Source organism: Ornithinimicrobium cryptoxanthini, from assembly GCF_023923205.1.
Classification (GTDB): domain Bacteria; phylum Actinomycetota; class Actinomycetes; order Actinomycetales; family Dermatophilaceae; genus Ornithinicoccus; species Ornithinicoccus cryptoxanthini.
In genome coordinates, this window is record NZ_CP099490.1 from 216407 (window position 1) to 231128 (window position 14722).

Annotated in this window: 16 protein-coding genes; 11 read left to right on the top strand and 5 right to left on the bottom strand. The window is 70.0% G+C overall.

The window, feature by feature from the left end:
- Nucleotides 1-8 precede the first annotated feature (8 nt).
- The 6 genes from NF557_RS00975 to purU all read left to right on the top strand — a co-directional run bounded on the left by NF557_RS00975 (nucleotide 9) and on the right by purU (nucleotide 6682).
- Nucleotides 9-956 (top strand): DsbA family protein, encoded by a 948-nt coding sequence (locus tag NF557_RS00975; protein WP_252621243.1) that lies wholly within the window; start codon nucleotides 9-11, stop codon nucleotides 954-956.
- 71 nt (nucleotides 957-1027) lie between these two features.
- Nucleotides 1028-2113, top strand: coding sequence for a P1 family peptidase (locus tag NF557_RS00980; protein ID WP_252624285.1), 1086 nt, complete (start codon nucleotides 1028-1030; stop codon nucleotides 2111-2113).
- Nucleotides 2114-2337: 224 nt separating this feature from the next.
- Entirely contained in the window at nucleotides 2338-3624 is a 1287-nt protein-coding gene (locus NF557_RS00985) for a quaternary amine ABC transporter ATP-binding protein (protein WP_252621244.1), read from the top strand.
- Nucleotides 3621-4574, top strand: coding sequence for an ABC transporter permease (locus NF557_RS00990; RefSeq protein ID WP_306254790.1), 954 nt, complete (start codon nucleotides 3621-3623; stop codon nucleotides 4572-4574). The genes NF557_RS00985 and NF557_RS00990 overlap by 4 nt, the downstream gene beginning before the upstream one ends.
- Before the next feature lie 85 nt (nucleotides 4575-4659).
- The gene (locus NF557_RS00995) at nucleotides 4660-5655 is read left to right on the top strand and encodes a glycine betaine ABC transporter substrate-binding protein (RefSeq protein WP_252621245.1); all 996 of its coding nucleotides are present in this window, start codon (nucleotides 4660-4662) and stop codon (nucleotides 5653-5655) included.
- Between the two features lie 142 nt (nucleotides 5656-5797).
- Nucleotides 5798-6682: a formyltetrahydrofolate deformylase gene (purU, locus tag NF557_RS01000; RefSeq protein WP_252621246.1), complete on the top strand. Its 885-nt coding sequence runs from the start codon at nucleotides 5798-5800 to the stop codon at nucleotides 6680-6682.
- Nucleotides 6683-6741: 59 nt separating this feature from the next.
- Here purU and NF557_RS01005 read toward each other — a convergent pair whose 3' ends face one another.
- Complete coding sequence (locus tag NF557_RS01005) at nucleotides 6742-7782, bottom strand: alcohol dehydrogenase catalytic domain-containing protein (protein WP_252621247.1); 1041 nt, start codon at nucleotides 7780-7782, stop codon at nucleotides 6742-6744.
- Between the two features lie 74 nt (nucleotides 7783-7856).
- Here NF557_RS01005 and NF557_RS01010 point away from each other — a divergent pair, with 74 nt between their 5' ends.
- From NF557_RS01010 to NF557_RS01025, 4 genes are all read left to right on the top strand, one after another.
- Nucleotides 7857-8633, top strand: coding sequence for an SDR family NAD(P)-dependent oxidoreductase (locus NF557_RS01010; RefSeq protein ID WP_252621248.1), 777 nt, complete (start codon nucleotides 7857-7859; stop codon nucleotides 8631-8633).
- A gap of 71 nt (nucleotides 8634-8704) precedes the next feature.
- Nucleotides 8705-8974, top strand: a complete 270-nt coding sequence (locus NF557_RS01015; protein WP_252621249.1) for a type II toxin-antitoxin system VapB family antitoxin — start codon at nucleotides 8705-8707, stop codon at nucleotides 8972-8974.
- A gap of 20 nt (nucleotides 8975-8994) precedes the next feature.
- Nucleotides 8995-9366 (top strand): type II toxin-antitoxin system VapC family toxin, encoded by a 372-nt coding sequence (locus NF557_RS01020; protein ID WP_252621250.1) that lies wholly within the window; start codon nucleotides 8995-8997, stop codon nucleotides 9364-9366.
- Between the two features lie 45 nt (nucleotides 9367-9411).
- A complete protein-coding gene (locus tag NF557_RS01025; RefSeq protein WP_252621251.1) occupies nucleotides 9412-10452 on the top strand; it encodes a S66 family peptidase in 1041 nt (346 codons plus the stop codon).
- Here the strand turns inward: NF557_RS01025 and NF557_RS01030 are convergent.
- Genes NF557_RS01030 through NF557_RS01045 form a run of 4 tightly spaced genes read right to left on the bottom strand, consistent with a single transcriptional unit; the run spans nucleotide 10439 to nucleotide 13939 of the window.
- Nucleotides 10439-11299 carry a 5-oxoprolinase subunit C family protein gene (locus tag NF557_RS01030; RefSeq protein WP_252621252.1) on the bottom strand — a complete coding sequence of 287 codons (861 nt, stop codon included), beginning with the start codon at nucleotides 11297-11299 and terminating at the stop codon, nucleotides 10439-10441. The genes NF557_RS01025 and NF557_RS01030 overlap by 14 nt on opposite strands.
- Nucleotides 11296-11901 carry a 5-oxoprolinase subunit B family protein gene (locus NF557_RS01035; protein WP_252621253.1) on the bottom strand — a complete coding sequence of 202 codons (606 nt, stop codon included), beginning with the start codon at nucleotides 11899-11901 and terminating at the stop codon, nucleotides 11296-11298. Before NF557_RS01035 ends, NF557_RS01030 begins: the two co-directional genes overlap by 4 nt.
- A gap of 4 nt (nucleotides 11902-11905) precedes the next feature.
- Nucleotides 11906-12691, bottom strand: coding sequence for a LamB/YcsF family protein (locus NF557_RS01040; protein ID WP_252621254.1), 786 nt, complete (start codon nucleotides 12689-12691; stop codon nucleotides 11906-11908).
- 12 nt (nucleotides 12692-12703) lie between these two features.
- A complete protein-coding gene (locus NF557_RS01045) occupies nucleotides 12704-13939 on the bottom strand; it encodes an NRAMP family divalent metal transporter (RefSeq protein ID WP_370584128.1) in 1236 nt (411 codons plus the stop codon).
- Nucleotides 13940-14057: 118 nt separating this feature from the next.
- Here NF557_RS01045 and NF557_RS01050 point away from each other — a divergent pair, with 118 nt between their 5' ends.
- Nucleotides 14058-14711 carry a GntR family transcriptional regulator gene (locus tag NF557_RS01050; protein ID WP_252621255.1) on the top strand — a complete coding sequence of 218 codons (654 nt, stop codon included), beginning with the start codon at nucleotides 14058-14060 and terminating at the stop codon, nucleotides 14709-14711.
- The last annotated feature ends 11 nt before the right edge of the window (nucleotides 14712-14722 follow it).

Consider the following 14722-nt stretch of genomic DNA (forward strand, 5'->3'; position numbering starts at 1 on the left):
TGGTGGGCGTGAGCACCCCGTCAGGGCAGGTGCCGCCGGGGGACGAGCACCCGGCTGCCCCTATCGCCCCCTCGCCCTACGCGTCCTACCCTCCGTCGGGCCCCAGGAAGCAGACCGCCAGCATCATGTGGGCGATCGCGACGATCGTGGTCGCGCTCGTGGGTGGCTTCCTGATCTACACCGCCATGACGCAGGACGACACCGAGACAGCCGGCCCGGAGAGCGGGCAGGAGAGTGGGCAGGACGCGACGCCTGGGTCGACCGGCACCGCCCCGGCCACCGAGGGTGAGGGCGTGCCCGCCGTGCCGAGCGCCGACGCGCCGCAGGCCGAGACCGCTGCGCCGACGGGCGAGACCGCTGCGCCGACGGTCCGGGAGATGTCTGAGGAGCAGAAGCAGTTCCTGCTCGGGCTGGCGCGCCGCGATGCCGACGACCCGATGGCGATGGGCGAGGTCGATGCCCCTGTGGTCGTCATCGAGTACGCCGACTATCGCTGCCCGTTCTGCGCCGAGTGGGGACGTGAGGTCCAGCCTGAGCTGCGTGACCTGGTCGAGGACGGCACCCTGCGGATCGAGTTCCGCGACCGGGTGATCTTCGGTGCGGAGTCCGAGCTGGTGGCGATGGCCGCCCGGGCCGCCGGCGAGCAGGGCCTCTACTGGCAGTTCCACGACGCGGTGTATGCCGCGGCGCCCGACAGCGGCCATCCTGACCTGCCACGGGAGATGCTGATCGGCTTCGCCGAGGAGATCGGGGTGCCGGACCTGGCCCAGTTCGAGGAGGACCTGGACTCCGCCGAGCTCCGGGAGGGGATCGCGGCCGACCAGGCCGAGGCCACCTCGCTCGGGATCAACTCCACCCCGACCTTCCTGGTCAACAGCACCCCCGTGCAGGGCGCGCAGCCCGCCGAGGTGTTCCGCCAGATCATCGCGCTGGAGCTCGAAGCCGCGACGGGCTGACCACCCTGGCCCCGGCCGTCGGGGCCGCGGCCTACGCTCGGGGGGTGAGCACCCAGGCGCAGCCCGACCCGATGTGGCCCCTCGACCCCCAGGTCGGTCCGGGGCCGACCAACTCGATCGTCGACGTCGTGGGGCTGCGCGTGGGGCAGCACCAGCGCTCGGGCGACGGCTGGTTGACGGGCACGACCGTGGTGCTCCCGGGACCCGACGGTGCCGTCGGCGGGGTCGACGTGCGCGGCGGCGGCCCGGGCACGCGGGAGACGGACCTGCTCGACCCGATCCACCAGGTCGACCGGGTGCATGCCGTCGTGCTGACCGGCGGCAGCGCCTTCGGGCTGGCGTCGGCGGACGGCGTGATGCAGCACCTGTTGGCCGAAGGCACCGGCTTCCCCGCCGGTCAGGAGCCGGGCCAGGTGGTGCCGATTGTCCCGGCGGCGGTGATCTTCGATCTCGGCCGCGGCGGTGACTTCGCCAGCACGCCCGATGCCTCGTTCGGAGCGGCCGCCTGTGCGGCAGCGACCGCTGAGCCACCCGCCCTCGGGTGCGTCGGTGCCGGGACGGGCGCCGAGTGCGGCGGGCTCAAGGGAGGGGTCGGGTCGGCCAGCGCGGTGCTGCCCGACGGCACGAGCGTGGCCGCGCTCGTGGTCGTCAACTCCGGCGGGCACGTGGTGGACCTGCGCACCGGCGAGCTGGTCGGTGCGGGGGCACTGCTCGAGGGTGACCTGGACGTGCTGGGGGAGCGGTCGCCATACGCTCTGTCGCGGCCAGACCCCGCGGAGCTGCAGGCGGCGCGGGAGAGGGCCGGTGCCGTGTCCGGTGGACTGGTGCCCAAGGTGCTGGCGACGACGATCGGGGTGATCGCGACCGACGCCACGCTGACCAAGGCCCAGGCGAGCAAGGTCGCGGGGATCGGACACGACGGGATGGCCCGGGCGATTGACCCGGTGCACACCATGTTTGACGGGGACACGATCTTCACCCTGGCGACCGGTGCCCGGCCGGCGCCCGACCCCTACGCCTTCCACGGACTGCTCACGGTGGCGGCCCGGGTGATGACCCGCGCGATCGTGCGCGGCGTGTTGGCGGCTCGAGGATCGGCCGACGGTGTGCGGTCCTATGCAGAGGCGTTTCCCAGTGCATTTCATCAGCCCCAATGACTGGGCGACACGGGTTTATCGACGTCGGACAATGATTTCGCAACTTTCAAATGTTAACCGGAATGTTATAAGAATTTGGGAATCCCCCCTGCGCTAGCGGTACGTTTGAAGACGCGGCGCCACCTCCCTGTGAGTCACGGCTTCAGCCGTCCGGTGTGGCTTTGACGCTCCCGCCAGATGCCGCAGGGGCTTTAGGCGCTGCCCGAGATGTCAGCGCACGGTTGATGTCAGGACCTGAGGAGCTCATCACGGTGCCAGTCATCAAGGCGGAGCATGCCTATAAGGTGTTCGGTCGGCGACCAGAACGAGCCGTGGAACGGCTGCGTGCCGGGACGGCGCGGGAGGAGCTGCACCGCGAGGGCGTGACCGCGGCCGTGATCGACGCCTCGTTCGAGGTGGACGCGGGAGAGATCTTCGTCGTCATGGGCCTGTCCGGGTCGGGCAAGTCGACCCTGATCAGGATGGTCAACGGGCTGTTGACGCCGACGGCGGGCCACCTCGAGGTGGCTGGTCACAGTGTCCAGGACCTCGACGACAGGGGCCTGCGCAAGCTGCGCCGCGAGCAGATCAGCATGGTCTTCCAGCACTTCGCGCTCCTGCCGCACCGCACTGTCGGTGAGAACGCCGCCTATGGCCTGACGCTGCAGGGGATGAACCGATCCGATCGGCAGGCACAGGCCGAGAAGGCGCTGGAGATGGTCGGTCTGGGCGGGTGGGGCGGTTCGCTGCCCGGAGAGCTCTCCGGAGGCATGCGCCAGCGTGTCGGACTGGCACGGGCGCTGGCCGCTGGCACCGAGGTGCTCCTGATGGACGAGGCGTTCAGCGCGCTCGACCCCCTCATCCGTCGCGAGATGCAGGACCAGCTCATCGAGCTGCAGCAGCGGCTGGACAAGACGATCCTGTTCATCACCCACGACCTCAACGAGGCGATGCGCCTCGGCGACCGGATCGCGATGATGCGCGACGGACGGATCGTGCAGATCGGGACGGCGGAGCAGATCCTCAACGACCCGGCCAACGACTATGTCGCGCAGTTCGTCCAGGATGTCGACCGGACCAGGGTGCTGACCGCGTCGTCGGTGATGGAACCGCCCGTGGCGGTGCTCGGCTCCGAGCAGGGACCACGCACAGCGCACCGCCTGATGCGCGAGCACCAGGTCTCGCACCTGATGGTCGTGGACCGCAGCTACTCACTCCTGGGTGTCGTGCGCGAGGACGACGTGGCTCGCGCGGTGGAGCGGCAGCAGGATGACCTGACCGGCCTCGTCGAGCCGGTCGTCACGGTGGCGCCCGACGTGGCGCTCGCCGACCTGTTTGCCGCCTCGGCGGTGAGCCCAGACGCCCTGGCGGTCATGGAAGGCACCAGGCTGGTGGGAGTCATCCCGCGAGTCACCATGCTCAGTGCGCTTGCCAGTGTCGGCGGGCAGAAGGTCGCCGACGCCGACATCCAGGCGGTCGGTGGTGGCCAGGCGTTCGCCGCAGCCGCCCCGGCAGGAGGGGGGCACTCATGATGCTGCAGACCATGGACACCGTCGAGTCGGGCATCCCCCGCATCCCCGTCGGTCAGTGGATCGACACCGGCTTCGACTGGGTCAAGACCAACTTCCGCGAGTTCTTCCACCTTCTGGCGGACGGCATCGAGACCGCGGTGGAAGGCCTGGCAGACCTCCTGGCGTGGCCGCCGGCGCTCGCCGTGGTGATCGTGCTGTCGCTGCTCGCCTGGCTCGCGCGCGACTGGAAGCTGGGGCTGGGGTCGTTGCTGAGCCTCGGTGCCGTCATCGGCATGGACCAGTGGGACAACTCCATGGTCACGCTGGCGCTGGTCGTCGTGGCCACGGTCGTCGCACTGGTGCTGGCGATCCCGCTGGGCATCGCCGCCGCCCGGTGGGACCCGCTGAGTGCAGCCATCCGGCCGGTCATGGACCTGATGCAGACCATGCCTGCCTTTGTGTGGCTGGTCCCGGTGGTCACCCTCTTCAGCATCGGGGTGCCCGGGGCCCTGATCGCCACCGTCATCTTCGCGCTGCCCCCAGGGGTGCGACTGACCGAGCTGGGCATCCGCCAGGTCGACGCCGAGGTCGTGGAGGCTGGTCACGCCTTCGGCGGCACGCCGCGACAGATCCTGCGCGGCATCCAGTTCCCCCTCGCCATGCCCACGATCATGGCCGGCGTCAACCAGGTCATCATGCTCGCGCTGTCGATGGCCGTGATCGCCGGCCTGGTCGGAGCCGGTGGCCTCGGCGGTGCAGTGGTCTCGGCGATCATGACGCTCAACATCGGGCTCGGCTTCGAGGCCGGTCTGTCGGTGGTCGTGCTCGCGATCTATCTGGACCGCGTCACCGCCTCCGTGGGCGGAGGGGGCTTCTCGCTCCTGCGCAGACGCGGGCGCAACGCCGGCAGCGTGCCAGAGCCGGCCACGGACGAGGACGTTGATCTCGAGGGACGAAAGGCGATGGTCTGAGCTGGGCTGACACGAGGGCGGACCCAAGTCCGCAACACCCGCGGCCGAGAGGGCCGACAACACTCCCACAAGGAGGAACAACGTCATGAAGCACACTTCGATGATCATGCGCACCGGGGCCATCACCGGCCTGCTCGCGCTGACCCTGACCGCCTGCGGCTCCGACGGTGGCGACACCGAGGACGACGCCAACGCCGGCGACACCGCAGCAGAGGACACCGACGACTCGGCTGGTGACGACACGGACGAGTCCGCCGACGCGGGTGGCGAGGAGGCCGCCGGCGGCGGTGAGGGAGGGACCATCACGCTGGGCATCATCCCGTCGTGGACAGACGGTCTCAGCACGGCATACCTGTGGAAGAACGTCCTCGAGGGCGAGGGCTACGAGGTCGAGATCACCGAGATCGCCGATGCCGGCCTGCTCTACACCGGCGTCGCCAACGGTGACATCGACATCTATCCCTCCGCCTGGCCCGAGGTCACGCACGCGTCCTACATGGAGGAGTACGGCGACCAGCTCGAGGACCTCGGCGCCTACTACGAGAACGCGAAGCTCACCTTCGCCGTGCCGGAATACACCGAGATCAGCTCCATTGCCGATCTCGCGGACAACGTCGACATGTTTGGCGGCGAGATCATCGGGATCGAGCCCGGCGCCGGTCTGACCAAGGCCACCAAGGAGTCGGTGATGCCGACCTACGGCCTCGATGACTACACCCTGGTCGAGTCGTCGACGACAGCGATGCTGACCGAGCTGGGCTCCGCGATCGACAATCAGGAGGACATCGTCGTCACGCTGTGGCGTCCGTTCTGGGCCAACAGCGAGTTCCCGGTCAAGGACCTGGAGGACCCCGAGGGTGCTCTCGGCGAGCCGGAGACGCTCAATGCGATCGCCACCGCCGGCTTCAGCGAGGAGTTCCCCGAGGTCGCGGAGATGTTTGGCAACTTCACGCTGGACGACGACGCCTACGGGTCCTTGGAGGACACGGTCGTCAATGAGTATGGCGGGGGTCAGGAAGCCGAGGCCATCGAGGCGTGGCTCGAGGCCAACCCCGACTTCATCGGCACTCTGACGAGCTGATTGTCGAGTTCGCAAAGCGCAGGCGGCCCGTCCCGGAGGATGACCTCCGAGGCGGGCCGCGGCTCTGCCCGCGTTCTGTCCGCGCTCTGTCGCCGAGCACCACGGAGCTGGCCGCCCGCCGCCCGACGTAGACTCCCGCTCCGTGACTGAAGTGCAGCAACCGAGGGTGGAACCCGGCCGGGAGTTCGTGCTGACCGTGTCGTGCCAGGACCGGCGCGGCGTGGTCCATGCTGTGGCCGGCGTCATGATGCAGCAGCAGCTGACCATCATCGACAGCCAGCAGTTCGGCGACCCCAGCACCGGCGAGTTCCACCTGCGGATGCACCTGCGGCGGGAGGGCGAGCCTCTGGCGCGGGTCGAGCTGGAGGCCGCGCTGGCCCCGACCGTGCAGGAGTTCGGGATGCAGTGGGGGCTGAAGGACCGCTCGCAGCAGCACCGGATCCTGGTGATGGTCAGCCGGCAGGGCCACGTCCTCAACGACCTGCTCTTCCGCACCCGCACCGGCCTGATGAACGTCGAGATCCCGGTCATCGTCTCCAACCACGAGGACTTCCGCGCCCTGGCCGAGTGGCACGGCATCCCGTTCCACCACGTGCCGGTCACCTCGGAGAGCAAGCCGGGGGCGGAGGAGCGGTTGCGTGAGCTGGTCGCTGAGCACGCGATCGACACCATCGTGCTGGCCCGCTACATGCAGGTGCTGTCCACGGGTCTGTGCGCGCAGTTCCCCGGGCGCATCATCAACATCCACCACTCGCTGCTGCCGAGCTTCAAGGGTGCCAAGCCCTACACCCAGGCGCACGATCGCGGCGTGAAGGTCATCGGTGCGACCGCGCACTATGTGACGGCCGACCTGGACGAGGGCCCGATCATCGAGCAGGACTTCCGCCGCGTCGACCACCGGATGACGCCGGGCCAGCTGGCCTCCGTCGGGCAGGAGCTCGAGGCGATGGCGCTCGCGCGGGCGGTGCGCTGGCACGCCGAGCACCGCGTCGTCCTGCGGGGACGCCGCACGGTCGTCTTCGACTGAGGCTCAGAGCTCAGAGCTCAGAGCTCAGGGCCCAGGGCCCGATGCTCAGGGCTTGCGGCTCAGGGCTCGATGATCGTGACGCCTGCCGACGGCCGGGTGTCCATCGCGGCCAGTGCCGCGGGCGCGTCCTCCAGGCCGATCGTGCGCCCGAGCAGCTTCTCCGGAGCGAGCCGGCCGTCCGCGATCTCGGCCAGCAGCCGGGGATAGTCGGCCACCGGCATCCCGTGGCTGCCCAGGACCTGGAGCTCCCGGGCGATCACGGTGTGCATCGGCACCGTGGCCCGTCCGTCGACCACGACCGGAGGCAGCAGCCCGACCTGCACGTGCCGCCCGCGCACGGTCAGGGCCTGGGTCGCCGCCCGGGCGGTCCCCACACTGCCGAGAGCGTCGATGGCCACGTCCACACCGCCACCGCTCAGCCCGCGGATCTGCTCGGCAGCGTCTCCCGCGGAGGCGTCCAGCGTGGTCGCGCCGAGGTCGGCAGCCAGGGTGAGCGCGGCAGGGTCGATGTCGGTGGCGATCACCCGGGCGCCCCGCGACACGGCGACGAGCACGGCCGACAGCCCCACCCCGCCGCAGCCGAGCACCGCGACCGACTCTCCTGTCTGCACCCGACCCACGTCCACGACCGCGCGGTATGCCGTCGCGAACCGGCACCCCAGGCCCGCGGCGACGGCGAAGGTCACCGCATCCGGCAGCACCACTACGTTGAAGTCCGCCCTGGGCAGTGCCACGAACTGCGCGAAGGAGCCCGGGCCGTTGACCCCCGGCTGCCACTGGTGGGGGCACACGTGGGAGGCGCCGGCCCTGCAGGAAGCGCACTCCCCGCAGCCGAGGGCGAACGGGAAGGTCACCCGTTGCCCGACGGCCACCCGCTCGACCCCCGTGCCGACCGCCTGGACCAGGCCGGCGAACTCGTGCCCCGGCGTGTGCGGCAGCGAGGTGATGTCCGTGTCGTGCCCCGCCCAGCCGTGCCAGTCCGAGCGGCACAGTCCCGTCGCCTTCACCTCGACGACCACCCCGCCGTCCGGAACTTGCGGGAGCGGGACGTCTGCGACATACGGCAGCTCGCCGAAGGCGTCGAACCTCACTGCTCGCATCGGGTCCCTCTCCGTGGTTGCCCTTCCGCAGTATGGCGGTTGGTGCGTGAGGCCCGAACGCTAGGGTCGGCGGTGTGGACTACAGCACCATGTTCCGACTCGACGGCAAGCACGCGGTGGTGATCGGCTGCGGTGGGATCGGCGCCGAGATCGTGGAGGGCCTGGCCGCCCAGGGGGCGCGGCTGACCTGCCTGGACGCGAACGAGGAGGTGGCGCGGGCCGCGGCCGCCCGCGCCTCGGCATACTCCCCGGCGGACTCGGCCCGCGCGGACGTGCTGGACGCGGACGGTCTGGCCACCGTCGCGGCGGGCCTGGGCGAGGTGGACGTCCTGGTGCTCACGGCGGCCACCAACGTGCGCAAACCGGTCCTGGACTACACGGCAGACGAGTTTGAGCGGGTGGTCGGTCTGAACCTGCGCGGCACGTTCAACGCGGTCCGCGCCTTCGCGCCCGGGATGGTCGCGCGGGGGAGCGGCTCGATCATCGCGCTGAGCTCGATCCGGGCGCTGACCGTGGAGCCGGGCCAGGGGGTGTATGCCGCCACGAAGGCTGGCCTGGTCCAGCTCCTGCGCGCACTGGCGGCGGAGCTCGGGCCCCAGGGAGTGCGGGTCAACGCGGTCGCCCCCGGCGTCGTCGAGACGCCGCTGACCGAGCAGATCCGGGCGGACGAGGCGTGGGGGCGGGCGTATGCCGACAAGAGCGCCCTCGGTCGCTGGGCCCGGCCGGAGGAGCTGGTCGGAGCGGTGGTCTATCTGGCTGGGGATGCTGCGAGCTTCGTGACCGGCAGCCAGCTCCTGGTTGATGGTGGCTGGACCGCGATCGACGGGCGGTTCACGCCGCCGTTCGGGTGAGCGTGTTCGAACATTTCGTCGGCTGTCCACAAGGGTAGAAGGGTGCCTTCTGAAAAAGGTATAATCTACCCATGGGGCTCAACATCAAGAACCAACGGGTCCACGACCTGGCTCGTGAGGCCGCCCGGCTGACCGGCAAGAGCCAGACGGCGGTGATCGAGGAAGCTCTTGAGCGCCTGCTGCAGGAGCGAGGCGCTGACCCCGAGGCCGCCGCGGTGTCCAGGACCATTGATGCTGTGCGCGTCATCGCGGCGGAGTACTCCCACGATCCCGGGATCCGGGACCGTGTGATCCACCGCGTCGAGGACCTCTATGACGATCGCGCGGGGATGCCCCGGTGATCGTCGACTCGTCTGCACTGATGGCGATCCTCCAGGGTGAGCCGGGCGCCGAAGAACTGACCCGCGCGGTCGCCGCGGCGCCATGTCGCATGTCTGCTGCCACCTGGTTAGAGGTGGGGATCGTGGCAGACCAGCGATCCGCGGCGCACGGCGAGCGGCTCAACCAGTTGATCGAGCTTCTGGGCATCGAGATCGTCCCGGTGACCGCGCAGCATGGAGCCGTGGCCAGGCAGGCCTACCGGCGCTATGGCCGCGGCAACCACTCTGGTGCCGCACTGAACTTCGGGGACGTCTTCAGTTATGCCCTGTCGGTCGTCACCGGGGAACCGCTCCTCTTCGTGGGTGACGACTTCCCACACACGGACGTGGCAGCAGCCATTGCGCCCAGGTGATCCCGTAGGGTGGCGCGGAGGCACCGACTGGGTTTGGATGGCGCCATGATCCGCTTTCCCCAGCCCCTGAGCCCCGGTGACCGCATCGGCGTCACGAGCCCGTCGAGCGGTGTGCCGAAAGACCTCTGGCCCCGGCTGGAGTGTGCGACCCGGTGGCTGCACGAGCGCGGCTTCGAGGTTGTGGTGGGCGACTGCATGGACGGCGACGGCTCACACGTCAGTGCCCCAGCGGTCGAGCGCGCGGACGAGCTCCAACGGATGCTGACCGACCCGACGGTCCGGGCCGTCGTGCCACCGTGGGGCGGCGAGACCGCCATCGACGTGCTCGACCTGCTCGACTGGGACGCGATCGGGCAGGCCGAGCCCACGTGGCTGGTCGGTTACAGCGACCTGAGCACGCTGATGCTCCCGCTGACCCTGCGCACCGGCTGGGCCACGCTGCACGGCGCCAACCTGATGGACACGCCCTATGCCGCGGCTGACGGGCTGCTGCACTGGACCGAGGTCGCTGCGGCCCAGGGCCCGCTCGCCCAACGGCAGAGCGGGGTCTTCCGGACCGGCGCCTTCGACGACTGGGCAGCGGATCCCAGCCCCACGGCATACGTCCTGGAGGGCAGGGGGGCCTGGGAGGTGGCCGACGGCGACGAGCTCGAGCTCTCCGGCCGGTTGGTCGGTGGCTGCATCGAGGTCATCGGCGCCCTCACCGGCACCCCCTTTGGCGACGTGCCGCACTTTGGGAGGACGTATGCCGAGGACGGGTTGATCATCTATCTCGAGGCCGCGGAGGGTGCGGCTTTCGAGATCTGCCGGGCGCTGCACGGGATGCGGCTGGCGGGGTGGTTCGAGCATGCCAACGCGATCCTGATCGGGCGCACCAACGCGCCGGCGTCGGGGGCGTTCACCCAGCGCGACGCCGTGCTCGATGCCCTGGAGGACCTCGACATCCCGATCGTCTTCGACGTCGAGTGCGGTCATGTGCCACCGCACCTGCCGCTGGTCAACGGGGCCCTGGCGCACCTGACCGTCACGGACCACGAGCGGTCGATCGTGCAGGACCTGGGCGCAGGCGCCGTCAACGGGCGCTGAAGCGCAGCTCCTGGCCCGGACGCAGCTGCGCGCAGCGGTCCACGTCCTGGTCGTCGACGTAGGCGACCACCGGATAGCCGCCGGTCACCGGGTGGTCAGCGAGGAAGAGCACGGGCAGCCCGGAGGGCGGGACCTGGACGGCCCCGCGCAGCATGCCCTCGCTGACCAGCTCACCCTCGCGGGCCCGGTGGAGTGCCTCGCCCTCGAGGCGCACCCCGACCCGGTTGGACTGGCTGGTGACGGAGTAGGTCTGAGAGGTGAACAGGACCCAGGCATCATCGTCGAACCAGTCGCGCCGTGGGCCGGCAGCCACCCGCACGGTCATCCGCTCGTGGGCGGGCTCCGGCACGGGCGCAACATCGACGCCGGGCAGCGGCCGGGGGGTGGAGCCGACAGGGAGCACGTCCCCGCGCTCGAGCACTTTGGGGCCGAGGCCGGCAAGCAGGTCGGTCGCCCGCGAGCCGAGGACCGGGTCCACGTCGATGCCGCCGCGGACCGCGAGATAGGTGCGCAGCCCTGCAGCCGGGGTGCCCAGCTGCAGCTGCTCGCCCGCGGCCAGCCGGAACGGTGCCAGGTGGGGCGCTCCCGCACACCGGGCCCCGGACGTCGCCACCACGACGTCGCTGATCGCCTCGAGCGTCAGCCCGCCGAGGGTGACCTCGAGGGTGGCCAGAGTCGGGTGGTTGCCCACCAGTGCGTTGGCGAGCCGGTGCGCACCACGGTCGCAGGCGCCGGAGCGACCGATGCCCAGCGAGGCCTGCCCCGTGCGACCGAAGTCCTGCACCGTGGTCAGCGGGCCGGGCGCGAGCACCCGCAGGCCCCGCAGGGTGAACGGACCCGACGTCATGACTGCTCCACGAAGCGGACTGCTGCGCCGGGCACGAGCAGCGCCGGCGGGTCGCGGTCGAGGTCGAAGATGTTGACCAGGGCGTGGCCGATCAGCTGCCACCCGCCCGGCGACTCCCGCGGATAGACCCCGGTGAACTCACCCGCCAGCGCGAGGGCGCCGGCCGGCACCTTGGTGCGGGGGGTCGAGCGCCGGGGCACCTCCCACTCGAACCTGCTGCCCGCCAGATAACCGAAACCGGGCGCGAACCCGCAGAACGCCACCGTCCACTCCTCCTCCTGGTGCCGGCGCACCAGGTCCTGCGGTGAGCAGCCCAGCAGGTCCGCGGCGTCGGCCAGGTCCTCCCCGTCATAGCGCACCGGGACCTCGACCGCTGCGCCCTGGTGACCTGCGTGCTCACCGGGAGTCACGGCCGACAGCAGCCCGGCCAGTGTGGACAGGTCGGTCTGGCGGTCGGCGATGGCCAGGATCGTGCGCCCGGCCGGGACCAGGTCCAGGACAGGCAGCTCGGTCTCCTGCAGCGCGGCATACTGCGCCAGCACCTCCTCGAGGGAGTCGAACTCGAGGAGCAGGCCATAGGATCCGCTCGGCCGGATGCGCATGGGCCTAGGCGTCCCGTGCGGTGTCCGGCTTGGCCCGCGCGAACGGCGCCAGCTCGATGCCGGCCTGCTCCAGGGCGGAGCGCACCTGTCGGGCGATCTCGACGGCCCCGGGGGTGTCGCCGTGCACGCAGATCGAGTCCGGCGTCAGAGTCAGCGGGTCGCCGTTGATGTCCTTGATCGGCTCGCCCGTAGCCATCGCGATGCACCGCTGGGCGATCTGCGCGGCGTCGTGCAGCACCGCACCGGGCTCCTTGCGGGAGACGAGGGTGCCCTCGGGGGTGTAGGCCCGGTCGGCGAACGCCTCGTGGGCGACCTGCAGACCCTCCTTCTCGGCGAGGTGGAGGACCACCGAGCCCGGCAGTCCCATCAGCACCAACGACCGGTCGTAGGCCGCCACGGCAGCAACCACGGCCCTGGCCTGCTCCTCGTGGTGGACGATGGCGTTGTAGAGGCCGCCGTGCGGCTTGACGTAGGTCACCCGCCCGCCAGCCTGCCGGGTGATGGCATCCAGGGCGCCCATCTGGTAGGTCACCTCGTCCCGCAGCGTGGGGGCGTCGACGTCGATGAAGCGGCGGCCGAAACCGGTGAGGTCTCGGTAGGCCACGTGCGCCCCGATGGCCACGCCGTTGGCCACGGCCTGGGCCGTGACGTGTCGCATGATCGAGGGGTCTCCGGCGTGGAAGCCACAGGCGACGTTGGCGCTGGTGACGATGGACAGCAAGGTGTCGTCATCACCCATCGCCCAACTGCCGTGGCCCTCGCCGAGGTCGGAGTTCAGGTCAACAGTCATGGCTTCACCTCATCAACCGGTGATCAGGTCGATCGCGGGCTGGATCGAGTTGATCGCGAGATAGATCGTCAGCACCCAGGCCGCCGTGCCGAGCGCGGCGAGCCACTTGGGGTAGTCGTAGCCGTTGAGCAGGTCGCGTCGCCGCCAGGCTACCCACATGATGACGCCGATGCCGACGGGGAGCAGGATGCCGTTGAAGGCGCCGGCGAAGACCAGCAGCGTCTGCGGAGCGGTGCCGATCAGCAGATAGAGCACGAGGGACAGCAGGATGAACCCGGCGACCAGGAAGCCGGTCAGCCGAGGGGTCGTCTTCTTGCTCGAGGTCAAGAACGTGACTGTGGTGTAGGAGCAGCCGATGACGCTGGTGAGCGCTGCGGCGGCGAAGACCACGCCGAACAGCCGGTAGCCGAAGTTGCCGGCCGCGGCCTCGAAGGCCGAGGCCGCCAGGTTGTCCGGGTCCAGGGCGGTGCCCGCGTGGACGACGCCCAGGATCGCCAGGAACAGGATCACGCGCATCACGCCGGTGACCAGGATGCCGAGGACGGCGCTGTTGGTCAGCTCCCGGACCCGGCTCGGCCCGCTGACGCCGGCGTCGAGCAGGCGGTGCGCGCCGGCATAGATGATGTAGCCGCCGATCGTGCCACCGATCAGCGTGGTGATCGCGAGCGCGCTGAACTCGTCAGGGATCACGGAGTTCTTCAGGGCGGCGCCGACGGGCGGGCCGGAGGTGACCGCCACATACAGCGTCAGCAGGATCATCAGGGCGCCGAGGAGGACCACGACCCGGTCCATCGCGAGGCCGGCCTTCTTGGACAGGAAGATGCCGAGTGCGAGGAGCGCCAGGACGACCGCGCCGACCTTGGGGTCGATGTCGAGCATGATGTTCATGCCCAGGCCCGCGCCAGAGACGTTGCCGATGTTGAAGACCAGGCCGCCCACGAGCAGCAGTCCGGCCATGAAGTAGCCCAGTCCGGGCAGGCTCGCGTTGCCGAGCTCCTGAGCCCGCAGGCCGGAGACACCGATGACGCGCCAGACGTTCGTCTGGACCGCGATGTCGACCAGGATCGAGACGACGATCGCGAAGGCGAAGGCGGCGCCCAGCTGGACTGTGAAAGTCGCGGTCTGGGTGATGAAGCCGGGCCCGATGGAAGAGGTGGCCATCAGGAAGATCGCGCCCAGGAGGGTTCCCCTGCTGGTCGCAGTGGGCTTGGGGGCCTGCGTCGTTGTTGCTGAGAGTCGCTCCGCCATGTCTATCTCTCCAGTGCAGGGGGTCCTCCGGTGGGCCCGTAGGAGTACGAAGGTACAGATTGTTGAACAATCTGTCTAGAGTGTTGAACAATTCTTTACTTGGGGTCACAATGGGCGCATGGGTCAAGGGTCGGCTGCTCGGACGGTCAGCGTCCAGCTCAACGAGTGGATCACCGAGGGCAGGCTGCTGCCCGGGGCCAAGGTGTCCGACAGTGCGGTGGCCGCCGAGCTGGAGGTCTCCCGCAACACGGTGCGCGAGGCCTTCCGTCTTCTCGCCCACGACGGCCTGCTGGTGCACGAGTTCAACCGCGGTGTCTTCGTGCCGCTTGTGACCAGCGCCGATGTCCGCGACGTCTACTGGCTGCGCGGCGTCATCGAGCCTGGCGTGGTCCGGTCGCTGACCCCTCCCGACATCCACCGCCTCGGTCCACTCCAGGCTGCCGTCGATGAGGCACGCCAGGCCGGGCGCCGGCGCGACTGGCCCGCCGCCGGCACGGCGAATATGCACTTCCACCGCTCGCTCGTCGCGCTCTCCGGCAGTCCGCGGCTCGACGTCATGATGCGACGTCTCATGGCCGAGCTCCGGCTGCTCTTCGCGGTCATCGACAACCCGCGCTACCTCTACCAGCCGTTCGTCAAGCGCAACCATGAGCTCCTGACGCTGATGAGCAAGGGACGCTTCGAGGAGGGCGCCGAGTTCTTGGAGGACTACCTCGCGGACTCCGAGGGCGCGATCCTCGTCGCCTTCCAGGAGAAGGAGCGGTCGGCCTGACCCACCCCGGG

Excerpts from the sequence above, each read along its gene's own strand:
- NF557_RS00980 (WP_252624285.1), top strand. The coding sequence starts at position 1,028 with ATGTGGCCCCTCGACCCCCAGGTCGGTCCGGGGCCGACCAACTCGATC.
- NF557_RS00985 (WP_252621244.1), top strand. The coding sequence starts at position 2,338 with ATGTCAGGACCTGAGGAGCTCATCACGGTGCCAGTCATCAAGGCGGAG.
- NF557_RS00990 (WP_306254790.1), top strand. The coding sequence starts at position 3,621 with ATGATGCTGCAGACCATGGACACCGTCGAGTCGGGCATCCCCCGCATC.
- NF557_RS00995 (WP_252621245.1), top strand. The coding sequence starts at position 4,660 with ATGAAGCACACTTCGATGATCATGCGCACCGGGGCCATCACCGGCCTG.
- NF557_RS01005 (WP_252621247.1), bottom strand. The coding sequence starts at position 7,782 with ATGCGAGCAGTGAGGTTCGACGCCTTCGGCGAGCTGCCGTATGTCGCA.
- NF557_RS01015 (WP_252621249.1), top strand. The coding sequence starts at position 8,705 with ATGGGGCTCAACATCAAGAACCAACGGGTCCACGACCTGGCTCGTGAG.
- NF557_RS01020 (WP_252621250.1), top strand. The coding sequence starts at position 8,995 with ATGGCGATCCTCCAGGGTGAGCCGGGCGCCGAAGAACTGACCCGCGCG.
- NF557_RS01025 (WP_252621251.1), top strand. The coding sequence starts at position 9,412 with ATGATCCGCTTTCCCCAGCCCCTGAGCCCCGGTGACCGCATCGGCGTC.
- NF557_RS01030 (WP_252621252.1), bottom strand. The coding sequence starts at position 11,299 with ATGACGTCGGGTCCGTTCACCCTGCGGGGCCTGCGGGTGCTCGCGCCC.
- NF557_RS01035 (WP_252621253.1), bottom strand. The coding sequence starts at position 11,901 with ATGCGCATCCGGCCGAGCGGATCCTATGGCCTGCTCCTCGAGTTCGAC.
- NF557_RS01040 (WP_252621254.1), bottom strand. The coding sequence starts at position 12,691 with ATGACTGTTGACCTGAACTCCGACCTCGGCGAGGGCCACGGCAGTTGG.
- NF557_RS01045 (WP_370584128.1), bottom strand. The coding sequence starts at position 13,939 with ATGGCGGAGCGACTCTCAGCAACAACGACGCAGGCCCCCAAGCCCACT.
- NF557_RS01050 (WP_252621255.1), top strand. The coding sequence starts at position 14,058 with ATGGGTCAAGGGTCGGCTGCTCGGACGGTCAGCGTCCAGCTCAACGAG.